Below are 13,615 nucleotides of genomic sequence, written 5' to 3' on the forward strand. Positions count from 1 at the left end.
ATGGCTCAGGTGATGATTCAGGGCCGCGAGCTCAGCGTCCGGCTGACCTCATGGGAGCGGTTGATCAGCCGGCGGAGCGAGGTACGGGTCCCGTTGACGGCGATCCGACACGTCCTGCTCCTCAGGCGGCCGTTGTGGGCGGTCAACGGAACCCGTAGGGGAGTGGAGGTGACCGGTGTGCAGAAGGTCGGCGTCTGGTCTGGCAGGCGGCTCGTGTCGATACAGAAGGGACTGCCCGCACCGCGGGTGGAGGTCGAAGGCGATCCCCGGTTCCGTGAGCTGATTCTCAGCACGTCCGACGCGGCTGAACTCGTTCAGCGGTTGGGCGCCGAGGTGAAGGCATGACCGAGGCCGCGATCCGCGTAACCCACCTGACGAAGCGATTCGGGCCGGTCACGGCCGTCGACGACCTGAGTTTCGTGGTGGAAGCCGGTTGTGTGACCGGCTTCCTGGGGCCGAACGGTGCGGGTAAGACCACCACGATGCGGATGATCCTCGGCTTGGTGACGCCGACCTCCGGCACGGCGACCATCGGCGGTGCGCGCTATCGGGAACTTCCGCGTCCGGCCGGGACGGTCGGCGCCCTGCTCGACCGCTCGGGTTTCCATCCCGCTCGTACCGGCCGCGACCACTTGCGGGTGTACGCGCGGATGGGCGGCTACCCGGATTCCCGGGTTGTGGAAGTCCTCGAACGCACCGGTGCGGCGTCGTACGCCGATCGGAAGACCCGTGGCCTATCGACCGGAATGCGGCAACGGCTCAGCCTGGCCACCGCCCTGCTTGGTGATCCGCGGGTCCTGCTGCTCGACGAACCCGGCAACGGGCTGGATCCCGAGGGCATCGCCTGGCTGCGGCGGTTCGTTCGCGAGTTCGCCGCACAAGGTGGAGCCGCGCTGGTGTCCAGTCACCTGCTGGGCGAGATCGAGCAGATGGCGGACCGGGTCGTCGTGATCCGTGACGGCGCGTTGGCGTTCTCCGGCGAGATGGCCGACCTCGCCCAAGGCCGGCGGCAGGGCGTGCTGGTCAGGACGCCGGACCTGGACCGGCTCACGGTCGCGTTGACCGCCGAAATGGTTACCGGGCAAGGATTTCACTGTGTGCCGGTAGGGGACGGGGTTGCGCGGATCGAGGGCTTGTCCACGGCACGCATCGCCGATATCGCCCTCCGGCATGGTGTCGCGCTCAACGAGCTCACACCTCAGCGGATCAACCTGGAAGAAGTGTTCCTTTCCTTGACCACGAAAGAATCCGGAGGTCTCCGGTGATGGTGCGCTCTTTGCTCTCGGCCGAAGTCCGTCGCCTGCTCACAACGAAGTTCTGGCTGTGGGGGCTGGTCGCCGCGGTGGTAAGTGGTGGCTTCATCGCTCTGCTTGCACTCGTCGGGCCGGAGAACTTTCAGCCTCCGATGCCGGGCCTCACGACCGAGGACGGCACTCGGCTGCTGCTGGGGATGCTCGGGATTCTGGCCTTCGTGCCCGCGTTGCTGGGCACCAGCGCCGTGACCGCCGAGTACCGGCACCAGACGATCACCTCCACCTACCTCTTCGCGCCGAGGCGATGGAGCGTGCTGGCAGCGAAGCTGGTCGTCCATGCGATCGCAGGGTTGGTCTACGCGCTCCTCGTGGTTCTGTGTGCAGGAGCCGGACTGTTCGCCGTCGCGGTCCTTCGCAATGTGGAACTCGGCCTGCCTGCCGGGGAAATCGTCGTCACGCTGCTCCGCGTCGCGGTAGCGATGACGGTGTACACCGTTCTCGGTGTCGCCTTCGGAGCGCTGCTCCGCAATCAAGTGGCCGCGCTGGTCGTCGTCGGGGCCTACTTCTATCTCGGCGAGTTCGCGCTACTGCTGATTCCCGGCGTCAACGCCGTCTACCCCTACCTGCCCGGCGGTGCCTCCGCCGCGCTGACCGGCTTCACCTACCTCGCCGAGGCCACCGCGAGCCAGACCGGGGGCGCCGCGGCAGTACTGCTGTCAGCGCCGGCCGCGGCGCTCGTGCTTCTCGGTTACGCCGTCGTCGCGGCTGTGATTGCCGTCGCCGTGCCCCTGCGCAGGGACGTCACGTGAACCGGCGAGACGGCGAAGCCGGTCACAGCATGGTGACGTAGGGTGCTCGAATTGTCCCCGCCGGTCTAGCTGTCCAGGCTATCGGCGGTGAGGGTTCTCCTCGTGTGCTTGACAGTGACTGAACGAGTGTTCAATGCTCTGATCATGCGTTCAGTGTCTGATCTGACCGCCCGGGCTCGGATCCGGGATGTGGCCTTGGCGAGGTTCGGTGCCGACGGTGTACCTGGGACGTCGGTGCGCGCTGTCGCCGCCGACGCCGGCGTGTCGCCGGGGCTGGTGCTGCATCACTTCGGCTCGAAGGAGGGATTGCGGCAGGCATGTGACGATCACGTGCTCGAAGCCATCCGCTCCGGAGGAGACGACGGCACCGCCGCTCTGGCGGAGGCTTTGCGGGCCGCCACTCCAGTGCGGCGTTATCTCGCGCGGGCGTTCCTGGACGGTACGAGTGCCGCGTCCGCCCTGTTCGACGAGATCGTGGAGCACACCGAGGAGTGGCTCGCTGAAGGAGAGCGCGAAGGCTGGGTGCGCGCCGCGGCGGACAAGCGGGCGCGCGCGGTCGTCTATGTGTCGTGGCTGTTGGCACCGTTGGTGCTCGGGGATCACGTGGGGCGCTTGCTCGACGGCGATGCCGCGGAGACCGTGACGGCGGTACGCGGCGCCCGGGCCGGTTTGGAGATGCTCACCGACGGCCTGTTCGCCGACGACCGCTGGCTGAAGGCCTACTCGGCCATCGGAGAGCAGGAGGCGGGACGATGAGGGCGTTGCTCGTCACCCATGGCACCCGTGGCGACGTCCAGCCGATGCTGGCGCTCGCGGTGGCCCTGCGGGAGCGAGGGCATGAAGCGGTGCTGGCCGCGCCAGGATCGTTCGGGGACGCCGCGGCGGAGCACGGGATCGAGTTCGCGCCGCTGGACGAGGGGCCGAACCGGTTGATGGACGACCCGGTGGTGAAGGAGGCAATGGAGAACGGCTACCGGGGTCTACGAGGCAAGATCACCGCCGTGCGGACGGCGCAACGCCTCAAGCCGTGGATGGTGGCGGTCCTGCATGACGTCGGCGTGGCGGCGAAGGCGTCCCGCGCGGACGTCGTCGTGCACACGACCGGGGTGGCGGCCCAGCATGCCGCCGAGATGCTCGGCGTCCCGTCGGTGGTCGTCGCCCTGCAACCCGGCTGGGTTCCCACCTCCGAATTCCCCTGCCCGATGGTGCCGTTGCCGCGGCTGCCGAAGGTCCTCAATCGTGCCAGCTACCTCGCGGTGTCCGCGATCCTGCGCACGTACGCGGGGATCACCACCACCTGGCGCACCACCGAACTCGGGCTCCCGCGTCGCCGGGGGAGCCACGACCTGTTCCACGACAAGGAAGGCCGCGACCGGCCGGTGCTGCAGGCATTCAGCCGGCATGTGACAGCCGCCGCCGGCGATTGGCCGGATTCGGTGCGCACCACCGGCTTCTGGTATCTCCCCGCCGCGCCGACGTGGTCGCCACCCGCGCGCTTGCAGGAGTTTCTCGACGCTGGGACGGCTCCTGTCTACATCGGATTCGGCAGCATGGCGGGCCGAGACGCGCGGCGCACGCGGGAAGTGGTCGAGAACGCTGTCCGGCAGGCCGGGGTTCGCGCGGTGGTCGCGACCGGCTGGGGCGGGATCGACGGTGACGTCGGCGACGATGACGTCCTGGTGATCGAGCACGCGCCACACGATTGGCTGTTCCCGCGGGTGAGCGCGGTCGTGCATCACGGTGGCGGCGGCACCACCGGCGCCGCTCTCGCGGCGGGCAGGCCGCAGGTGGTGTGCCCGTTCGTCGCCGACCAGCCGTACTGGGCGCGCTGCATGCACGCCGCCGGCGTCGCTCCGCCGCCGATCCGGCAGCAGCACCTCACCTCCGATCGGCTCGCCGCGGCGCTGCGGCAAGCCACCGGTGATGCCGGGATGCGAGAGCGAGCCGAACTCCTGGGGCGGGAGATCCGGGAGGAGAACGGTTTGGAAGCCGCGGTCAGCGCCATCGAGCGCGTCACTTGACGGACGAGAAGGAAGTCCATGGAAGTCACCGCGGAATCCACGGCGAACGGGCCTGGGTGAAGAGCAAGTCGCTTGTGCCGCCAGATCACCGTCAGGTTCGGCAGGCTCTGGGAGCGGGCCGGGCAAGGGCACGGGTAGCGGTCCTTGGCTTTCAGTTCGTCAAGAATACGTAAGCGTGGGTATGGTGTCCGCGTCGAGGCGCAGCCTCGTGGTGTGCCGGGAAGACTGGTCGGCGAGCCGAGCCGAACCGCACCCGGAGTAGCCCATGAGCACTGTTCCCGCCACTGGATCGCGCACCTCGGCGTTCCATGTCTGAGAGCGCCGCACCGCGAGCCCGCCTTTTCGACCGCGGGTCCTGGCCGGAGGCGCAGCGCGTCGCGGAGATCCTGCGCAAGGAGACCGTGGGTGGTGTTCTGCTCCTGGTCGGAGCCGTCGTCGCCTTGGTGTGGGCGAACACCCCTTGGTCAGGCGCATACGAGGCGTTGCGTGAGGTCCGGGTAGGACCGGCGGCTCTGCATTTGGATCTCAGCTTGGCGACCTGGGCCGCGGATGGGCTTCTCGCGATCTTCTTCTTCGTCGCGGGCCTGGAGGTCAAACGCGAGTTCGTCGCCGGGGATCTGCGCGATCCCCGGCGGGCCGCGGTCCCGGTCGCCGCCGCTGTCGGAGGCGTCGTCGTACCGGCTCTGATCTACATCGCGATCAATCTCGGTGACTCGGCCGCGCTGGGTGGCTGGGCGATCCCGACAGCCACGGACATCGCGTTCGCCTTGGCCGTCTTGGCGGTGATCGGGCACCACTTGCCGTCCGCGCTGCGAACCTTCTTGCTCACGTTGGCTGTCGTCGACGACCTGATCGCCATCGTGATCATCGCCGTTTTCTACACCCGTGAGCTCCTGGTCGGCCCGCTATTGCTGGCACTGCTTCCCTTGGCCGTGTTCGCCGTGCTGGTTCAGCGCCGGGTGCGATCTTGGTGGCTGCTGCTTCCGCTCGCGGCGACGACCTGGGCGCTGGTGCATGCTTCGGGAATTCACGCGACGGTCGCCGGCGTCCTGCTGGGGTTCGCGGTACCCGTGATCCGCAAGCACGGCGAAGGGCCAGGGCTCGCCGAGCATTTCGAGCACCGGTTCCGGCCGATCTCGGCCGCCGTGGTGGTCCCGGTATTCGCTTTCTTCGCCGCCGGTGTCACCGTGGGTGGCCTTGGCGGCCTGGCCGATTCACTCCTCGACCCTGTGGCGCTGGGTATCGTCCTCGCGCTCTTGCTCGGCAAGACCGTCGGCATCACCGGGGCCACCTACCTCGTGTCCCGGTTCACCCGTGCGGAACTCCACGACGACCTCGCCTGGACCGACGTGATCGGGCTGGCCGCGCTGGGCGGCATCGGCTTCACCGTGTCCCTGCTCATCGGTGACCTCGCCTTCGGCGCAGGCAGCGAGAGTGACGAACATGCGAAGATCGCGATCTTGGTGGGCTCCCTGCTCGCCGGTCTCGTCGCCACGATCATCCTGCGCATTCGCAACCGGGTGCACCGCAGAATCTGTGCCGAAGAGTCGGTCGACTCCGACCACGACGGCATCCCGGACGTTCACCAGCATGAAGGTGAAACGCGCGGCTAGACGGCTTCACGTTCGGTCACGGTTGCTGCGCTTTGGAGGGTGGTCTGTGTTCTCGGCTTGCAGGCCCCGGCGGATTGAGCCAGGAGCCAGTTCCGGGCGGTGACGGACTTTGGCTGAAGAAGCGAGTTGCCAGGGCACGCTGGTCACCATGACACCGGGCTGGAACAGGAGGCGTCCTTTCAGCCGCAGCGCGCTCTGGTTGTGCAGGACGTTCTCCCACCAATGGCCGACGACGTACTCGGGGATGAACACGGTGACCACGTCGCGCGGGTTGTTGGTGCGTACGCGTTTGACGTAGTCGAGGATCGGTTTGGTGATCTCGCGGTAGGGCGACTCGATGACCTTCAGCGGGATGGAGAAGGGCTGTTTGGCCCACCGGTCGAGGAGTTCGTTGGTTTCCTGGTTGTCGACGTTGACGGTTATCGCCTCGAGGACGTCAGGCCGGACCGCTTTGGCGTAGGCCAGCGCCCGGCGGGTGGGCCGGTGCAATTTCGACACCAGGACGATCGCGTGATTACGCGACGGGAGAACGATCGGCTCGTCCTCATCGGCGTCGTGGAGTTCATCCCCGACCCGTTGATAGTGACGGCGGATCGCGGTCATCAGCAGGTAGATCGCGGCCATGGCGGCCAGCGAGATCCAGGCACCCTGGGTGAACTTGGTGACGAGGATGACCACCAGCACCAGGGCGGTCATGGAGAAGCCGAAGGCGTTGATCGACTGGGAGCGGCGCATCCGGCGGCGCGCGGCGGGGTCGGTTTCGGTGCGCAGCAACCGGTTCCAGTGCCGGATCATCCCGCTCTGGCTGATCACGAAGGACATGAACACGCCGACGATGTAAAGCTGGATCAGGCGGGTGACCTCGGCGTCGAAGGCCACGACGAGAAGGATCGCGGCCGCGGCGAGGAAGACGATGCCGTTGGAGAACACCAGCCGGTCACCGCGGGTGTAGAGCTGCCGCGGCAGGAAGCGGTCCTGAGCGAGGATCGAGCCGAGCACGGGAAATCCGTTGAAGGCGGTGTTGGCCGCCAGCACCAGGATCAGTCCGGTGAAGAAGATGACGAACCAGGTCGCCGGCGGGAAGCCCGCGAACACCGCGTTGCCGAGCTGGGCTACCAGTGTCTTCTGCTCGTAGCCTGCCGGGGCGCCGATCAGCTGATGCGCGGGGTCTTCCGCAACCTGCGCGCCGGTGAGCCGGGCGAGCATGATCAAGCCGAGGAACATGGTGATCGCGAGCACGCCCATCATCAGCAGCGTGGTCGCGGCGTTGCGCCCCTTGGGTTTGCGGAACGCGGGAACACCGTTGCTGATCGCCTCCACGCCGGTCAGCGCCGCGCTCCCGGAGGAGAACGCGCGCAGGATCAGGAAAGCGAACCCAAGCCCAGCGAGATGTCCGCCCTCCTCGACCAGCGTGAAGTCCGCGCTTTCGGCCCGTACCTCCTCGCCCAGGATGAAGACCCGCACCACCGCCCAGACGATCATGGCGAGGATGCCGAACACGAAGGCGTAGGTCGGGATGGCGAAGGCGGTGCCCGATTCCCGCACACCCCGGAGGTTCATGGCGGTCAGCACCACGATGGCGCCGACGGCGAACTCGACCTTGTGTTCCCCCACGAAGGGCACGGCCGAGCCGATGTTGGCCGCCGCGGAGGCGATCGACACCGCCACGGTCAGCACGTAGTCGACGAGCAGGGCACTGCCGACGACCAAGCCCCAGCGCGGGCCGTGGTTGACGGTCGCGACTTCGTAGTCCCCGCCACCGGAGGTGTACGCGCGGACGTTCTGCCGATAGGACGCGACCACCGAGATCATCACCACGGCGACCAGCACCGCGATCCAGGGGCTGAACACGAACGCCGACGCGCCCGCGACCGACAGCACCAGAAGGATCTCCTCCGGTGCGTAGGCAACGCTCGACATCGGGTCGGAGGCGAAGACGGGCAGCGCGATCCGTTTGGGCAGCAGGGTGTGCGACAGGCGGTCGCTGCGGAACGGCCTGCCGACGAGCAGGCGTTTGGCTATGGAGGCGAATGTGGGCATGGAGGGAGCGGCCTATGTTTCCGTGAGGGAGAGGGGACAGAGGGAAGACGAGGTGGTCGCCGGAGGCCACGCGTTGTCGCGTCGCGTGGAGGCCCCAGTAGCGCTGGTCGTTTTGGATCAGGCCGACAGCGGTCGTACCGCATTCGGCGACCCGCTGCCCGAGCTCGGACGATCGGGCAGGCCGTTGATCGAGCGTCCACGGGGCAAAGGCCGGTCCGCGATGATCGAGCAGTGCCCTCGGCCAAAGCTTCGCCGGCGGCTTCGGCGGTGACCACGGCTTGGTCGGCGCCGTGACGTCGAACCAGGTCAAGGTGGGGACTCTCCCGCACTTGGCCGGAATCCGCGCGGGTGAGCACCTGCCGGTCGGTGCCGTCCCCGAGGATCGACGGGACACCGAGTTCACCAGCCAGCCGTACCGCATCCGGGGCGACGTCTACGGCGAGGAGATCGACGGGTCTGGTGCCGTAGGCGAGCAGGTAACTCGCGGCGCTGGAGCCGGCCACGCCGAAGCCGACCACCAGTGTCTGACCACGCATACTCCAGGACCTCCGCGCGTGGACCCTAGTGACACGTGCCCGAATTGTCGGTGCGCGGCAACGCTTACTAACGCGGTCTTGACGGCTGAGTGGCCGAACCCCAGGTCGACCGTCAAGAAAACGCAAAAATTCCGGGTGCTGGCTGCATCGATCGCCTCAACAGGTGGCGCCCGGTCGAACAGCCTGTCCCGCCCCGCCCAAGAGCAGAACCGATCCCCGCTGGTCCATGTGTTCCTCCTCGATCCCAGTAACCTACATTTTGTAACCTACATGATGTAGCTAAGCTGGTGTGCAACGCGAGAGGAGGGCGATGACCACCACACCCACCCGCCTGTCCAAGCAGGCCCGGCGCGAGCAGTTGCTCGACGTGGCCCTGGCGATCGTGCGTGCTCACGGTGCCGACGGGTTGACGCTGCCCACCCTCGCCGAGGCGGCCGGGGTGAGCAGACCCATCGTGTACGACCACTTCGGTTCGCGCCCAGGACTGCTGCTCGCGCTCTATCGGAGACTCGACGAACGGCACCGGGCCGCCATCGCGCGGGCGCTGGAACAAGCCCCGCCGACCGCGGCGGACGTGGCCGGAGCCATCAGTGTCGCGTACTTCGCCTGCGCCACCGACATTCCGGAGTTCAACGCCGTTTCCTCGGCGTTGAAAGGCAATCCGGAAATGGAGGCAACCCAGCACGAGATGCACGACGGCTACATCGACCTGATGGCCGACGCACTGACGCCCTACTCCGGCCTGAACCGGGCGGCACTGCGACTGCACTGTGTCGGCGTACTCGGCGCCGCCGAGGCAATCGCCGCCGAACTGAACCGGGGCATCGCGACCGCCGCCGACGCCATCACGGCATTGACCGGCGTCATCCTCGGCCGTATCGAGCGAGCCGCCGGATAGCCGTACCGCAAGTCGAGCGAGAGCTGGGGCCCGGAAATCGCCGAATTCGCTGGTCGCGTCGGCTGACTGGCCGAGGCGGTGCTTCAGCGAGGTGACCTCACCGTCTGGGCGGCCGGTTTCGGTGTGCCCGAACTGGCCAGAGCCAGCGGGTTGCGCACCGACGCGCTCGGCTGGCTGCTCACGGACGAGACGCTGACCAGCGTCGACGACGGACGGACGCAAGGCCGGACGCGGCGGCGGCTCGTGCCAGACCATCCATGTCGAAGGCGACGAGGTCACGATGCAGTGCGTGATCACGATGGAACTCGATCGCGGCTCCGTGACCATGCAGTCGATCTGGACCAGAGGCACCAGCCCGCTTCTGGGACATCGGGACGCCGAACGAGCGTGTGCGCGCCGAGATCATCCACTGAGGTGAGGCAGCGTCAATCTCTCGGGCTTTGGTGACCGAAGGGGTGATGCCCGGGAACCGACGTTCCCGGGCATCCGGTGCGGCCTCAGGCTTTCCGCTTGTCGAAGAGGGTCAGGCGTTCACTGAGGGACCACAGCTTCCGTACGTCGTCGGGATCGACGGCGGCGGCCGCGGCTTTCGCGGGTAGCCTGCCGTCGTAGTAGCCACCGTTGAGGACTTTGGCCGCCGGATCGGCCAGCCGGGCGACCGGTTCGGCCCCTTCGGTCACCGGACGGCCCCGGTAGCTGTATCCCGGCAGCATCCCGGTGGCGATGATGCCCGGGTGCACGCTGACGGCTTCCCGGACCTTCGGCCGGAACTCGGTCAGCGCGGTGGTCATCATGGTGAGGGCGAGTTTGGACTGCGCGTAGGCGGCGCCGCGGTTGTAGCGGCGCTTCCAGTTGAGGTCGTTCCAGTTGATCCGCCCGCCGCGGTGCAACGATGAGGACACGTTCACCACGCGGCTCACCTCGGAGCGGTCGAGCGCGTCCTCGAGCAGCCGGGTCAGCAGGTACGGGGCGAGATAGTTGACCTGGATGGTCCGTTCGTGGCCGTCCTTGGTGAGCACGCGCCCGTGCGGGCCGGTGATTCCGGCGTTGTTGACCAGGACGTCAAGGCGGGAATGGGTCTCGGTGACGGCGAGGGCGAGGTCGATCACCTGGCGCAGGTCGGTGAAGTCGGCGACGGCGGGCCGGATTTTTCGTGCGTCTACGCCGGATTTCACCAGCCGGTCGCACGATTCGTCGCTCTCCTCGCGGGTGCGGGCATGGGCGATCACCGTGCACCCTTGAGCGACGAGCAGCCGGGCGGTTTCGAAACCGATGCCGTCCGATGCGCCGGTGAGCAGGACTGTGGGGCTTTCGTTCATGGGTCCATCCACAAAGGATTCAGGGGCGCGTTCGATCGCGCCGGGGCCGGAAGGTCGACGGCCGGCCGGGGAATCGCCGGAATCGGGGGTATCGCCGACCGGCACCGGATGAGGTGGACGGTCGTCGTGGCGCACGCCCCACGCGTGCCCGCGAACGCCACCTCTGCCCATGGCTCCAGCCAAACGTGTCCGCCCCCCGGGAGCAAGAACGGCTGATCCGGTTTTACGGATTCCTTCTGTGAGGCCCTCAGGCGGGCGGGTGGCGGTCCAGCCAGTGCCGCAGCGCGCGCAGGCCGAACGCGAGGACGAGGAAGAGACCTATCAGGCCGGTGCTGAACGCCAGACCGGTCATCGGGCGCCCAACCGGAAGCGCAGACGGCAGACGACGGCGTCCGAGCGGCGGCGTAGTGCGCGGGCCAGCACGGCTCCGCGCTGGTTCTGCAGGATCCGCTGCCACCGGCGTTCTGGTTCGACTTCGGCGATCAGCACGAAGACGTGCCGGTCGCCGACGGTGTGGAGGTGTTCCACCAGTGGTTCGCCGAGGCGGTGGCGTTCGTCGTGGAGCTGGACCAGTGTCACTTCGGGATGCCATTTTTCCCAGGCTGTCACGAAGTCCCGTGCCGACTGTTCGTCGTCGGGGTGGGTGACGTGGACCGCCTGGACATGGTCGCCTAGTGAAAGTGCGGCGGCGAGGGCGTCATGGGTCAGTCGGGAAACGGTGTGGACGGGGACGATCACGAGTGAACGGTTCGGCCGAGGGGGAGCGGGGGTGACGCCGAGTTCGAGCCGGTCGCCGATGCGGCGGTAGCTGCGTTCGACCCATTCCATGACCGCCACCAGCAGCGGAAGCGTGATGACGATCAGCCAGCCGCCTTCGCCGAATTTCGTCGTCGTCACCACGATCGCGGCGGCTCCGGTGAGCAGCGCGCCGAAGCCGTTGAGCGCGGCCTTGGCACGCCAGCGGGGCGGGCGGGTTCGTCGCCAGTGCCGGACCATTCCGAGTTGGGAGAGCGTGAACCCGACGAACACGCCGATCGCGAACAACGGGACCAAGGTGTTCATGTCGCCGTCGGTGATGACGAGCAGGAGCGCGGCGGTGATGGCGAGGAAACCGACGCCGTGGCGATACACCTGGCGTTCGGCGCGCAGGGCGAACACGTGCGGCAGCTTGTTGTGTTTCGCGAGCAACTGCGCCAGCACCGGCAGGCCACCGAAGGAGGTGTTCGCGGCCAAGGCGAGCAGGATCACGGTCGAGAACTGCACCAGGTAGAAGCCGAAGCCGTCGCCCAAGGACGCGGTGGTCACCTGCGAGAGCACGGTGACGCCGTCCGCCGGGTGGATGGCGAACTTCCCGATCAGCACGGCGATCCCGATGAGCATCACGCCGAGCAGGCCGCCCAGCGCGATCTCCGCACGCTGCGCGCGCCGAACCCGCGGCCTGCGGAACGACGGCACGGCGTTGGCGATCGCCTCGACCCCGGTCAGTGCGGCGCAACCGTTCGCGAAAGCCTTGAGCAGCAACAGAATCCCGACCGTCTGCAGATTCTGTGCGTGTTCCGGTGCGGCGATCTCCGCGGCCGGGCCGGAACGGATCAGGCCGGCGACGATCACGGTCAGGATCGCGCCGACGTAGATCACAGTGGGCACGACGAACACCCGGGCGCTTTCGGCGATGCCGCGCAGGTTCACGCCGGTGACCAAGGCCAGGACTCCGAGGCACAACCACAGTGTGTACGGCAGCAATCCGGGAAACGCCGACGTCAGCGCGGCGACCCCCGCCGCCACGGAGACCGCTACGTTGAGCACGTAGTCCACGATCAGGGACGCCGCGGCCACCAGGGAGGCCCGCCGCCCGAGATAGGTCCGGCTGACCCCGTAGGCGCCACCACCGTCGGGGAACGCGGCGATCACCTGACGGTAGGACAGCGTCAGCACACCCAGCAGTGCGGCGATCGCGAGCGTGACCGGCAGGGTGAAGCCCAGGCCTGCTCCGCCCGCGACGGCCAGCACGATCACGATGGCTTCGGGTCCGTAGGCGACCGACGCCATCGCGTCCAAGGACAGCGCGGCGAGCCCGCCGACGACGGAGAGCCGGTGCCGTTCGGAGCGGTCGGTACCGCTCTCGGGGCGGGTGAGAGTCGTGGTCACACCGTCAGCGTGCGGTCCTGCCACTCTTCGGTTCGAGGCCGTTGACAGGTTCTTGACACCGGACCAGGTGAACCCGACAGCAAACTGACGCGCCGGAGATCCGCGTCACCGGGTACTGAGCGAGTCGGCGATGTCAGCGACGACTTCGGGGTCCACGTGGTGTGGACGTAGTCGCGCAGGTCCAGCCGATACGGTGCGGGCGTTCCGAACGGCAGGTTTCGCGGGATCCGGGGCTGTCCACCGCATCGGCACGGTGTCCGCGGCGAGAACGACAAGGCCGGCCACCGATCGACGTCGGCGCCCGCCTCAGAGGCTGGTGATTCCGGCGCTCAGTGCCAAGGCCGTTGTTTCACCGCGTGAGGCGGGTGACCCGGACTTTCGTAGGAAACTGATCGAAGACTGCCACAGCGTGATCCCGCTGCTGACGAGGCTGCCGGAACGAGAGAAGGCAAGTCACGATGCGGTTCGTCAACGGCCTGATTTGCGTGGCGAGCCGACCATCTGACCGGGCCGGGAAGTGAGGGTCCTGCACGTCGGCGGGTTCCCGGATCGAGGCACACTAGACCAGATGGTGGACTGCGACGTGGCCCACTGCTCAGCGACGTGCTCTGCCCTGGGTTCATCGGCAATAGCTTGGCCGACGTGAACCCGATCCGGGACGTCCTGGGGTGTTCCGGCCGGCGCCGTCGTCGACGAAACCGTCGACGAGCCCACCCGAAGTCGGCGGAAAGCGTGACAACGCGGCCGTTTAAATTCCTAGGCCGAGACCACCCATGAGGCGCCAAGGCCTTCCCCCGTCAACGCCCAATCCGGGCGAACCCTCTCCCATGGTCGAACCTCGGATTCACGCCGCGCCTCACACCGCCGCGGAGTCGGCCATAGATGACCTGCGGTTGGCGTGGGCAAGTGCTGGCAGTCCGTAGCGCGCGACTACGCCGACGAGTGACCGATGGCCGCGTAGCGCAGGGCTTGGGCCTG

Annotated in this window: 11 protein-coding genes; 7 read left to right on the forward strand and 4 right to left on the reverse strand. The window is 67.7% G+C overall.

The window, feature by feature from the left end; translation table 11 throughout:
* The 6 genes from AC069I_RS30300 (at position 1) to nhaA (ending at position 5,696) form a co-directional block, all read left to right on the forward strand.
* On the forward strand, positions 1-345 hold the full coding sequence (locus AC069I_RS30300) for a hypothetical protein (protein WP_478228092.1): 345 nt from the start codon (positions 1-3) through the stop codon (positions 343-345).
* Positions 342-1,265 (forward strand): ABC transporter ATP-binding protein, encoded by a 924-nt coding sequence (locus AC069I_RS30305; protein WP_478228091.1) that lies wholly within the window; start codon positions 342-344, stop codon positions 1,263-1,265. The genes AC069I_RS30300 and AC069I_RS30305 overlap by 4 nt, the downstream gene beginning before the upstream one ends.
* The gene (locus AC069I_RS30310; RefSeq protein ID WP_478266961.1) at positions 1,265-2,062 is read left to right on the forward strand and encodes an ABC transporter permease; all 798 of its coding nucleotides are present in this window, start codon (positions 1,265-1,267) and stop codon (positions 2,060-2,062) included. The genes AC069I_RS30305 and AC069I_RS30310 overlap by 1 nt, the downstream gene beginning before the upstream one ends.
* Before the next feature lie 144 nt (positions 2,063-2,206).
* Positions 2,207-2,818 carry a TetR/AcrR family transcriptional regulator gene (locus AC069I_RS30315; protein ID WP_478266962.1) on the forward strand — a complete coding sequence of 204 codons (612 nt, stop codon included), beginning with the start codon at positions 2,207-2,209 and terminating at the stop codon, positions 2,816-2,818.
* Positions 2,815-4,083, forward strand: a complete 1,269-nt coding sequence (locus tag AC069I_RS30320; RefSeq protein WP_478233173.1) for a glycosyltransferase — start codon at positions 2,815-2,817, stop codon at positions 4,081-4,083. Before AC069I_RS30315 ends, AC069I_RS30320 begins: the two co-directional genes overlap by 4 nt.
* A gap of 308 nt (positions 4,084-4,391) precedes the next feature.
* Positions 4,392-5,696: a Na+/H+ antiporter NhaA gene (gene nhaA / locus AC069I_RS30325; RefSeq protein ID WP_478233172.1), complete on the forward strand. Its 1,305-nt coding sequence runs from the start codon at positions 4,392-4,394 to the stop codon at positions 5,694-5,696.
* 6 nt (positions 5,697-5,702) lie between these two features.
* Here nhaA and AC069I_RS30330 read toward each other — a convergent pair whose 3' ends face one another.
* Together AC069I_RS30330 and AC069I_RS30335 are read right to left on the reverse strand one after the other, a co-directional pair.
* A complete protein-coding gene (locus AC069I_RS30330; protein WP_478233171.1) occupies positions 5,703-7,736 on the reverse strand; it encodes an APC family permease in 2,034 nt (677 codons plus the stop codon).
* Positions 7,715-8,272: an NAD-binding protein gene (locus AC069I_RS30335; RefSeq protein WP_478233170.1), complete on the reverse strand. Its 558-nt coding sequence runs from the start codon at positions 8,270-8,272 to the stop codon at positions 7,715-7,717. Before AC069I_RS30335 ends, AC069I_RS30330 begins: the two co-directional genes overlap by 22 nt.
* Positions 8,273-8,582: 310 nt before the next feature.
* Here AC069I_RS30335 and AC069I_RS30340 point away from each other — a divergent pair, with 310 nt between their 5' ends.
* Positions 8,583-9,170, forward strand: a complete 588-nt coding sequence (locus AC069I_RS30340; RefSeq protein ID WP_478228084.1) for a TetR/AcrR family transcriptional regulator — start codon at positions 8,583-8,585, stop codon at positions 9,168-9,170.
* A gap of 497 nt (positions 9,171-9,667) precedes the next feature.
* On the opposite strand, the gene AC069I_RS30345 is transcribed toward AC069I_RS30340, so the two are convergent.
* Complete coding sequence (locus AC069I_RS30345) at positions 9,668-10,489, reverse strand: SDR family NAD(P)-dependent oxidoreductase (RefSeq protein ID WP_478228083.1); 822 nt, start codon at positions 10,487-10,489, stop codon at positions 9,668-9,670.
* A gap of 348 nt (positions 10,490-10,837) precedes the next feature.
* The gene (locus AC069I_RS30350; RefSeq protein WP_478228082.1) at positions 10,838-12,637 is read right to left on the reverse strand and encodes an APC family permease; all 1,800 of its coding nucleotides are present in this window, start codon (positions 12,635-12,637) and stop codon (positions 10,838-10,840) included.
* Positions 12,638-13,615: the final 978 nt, after the last annotated feature.

Source organism: Amycolatopsis sp. NPDC043885, assembly GCF_056435685.1.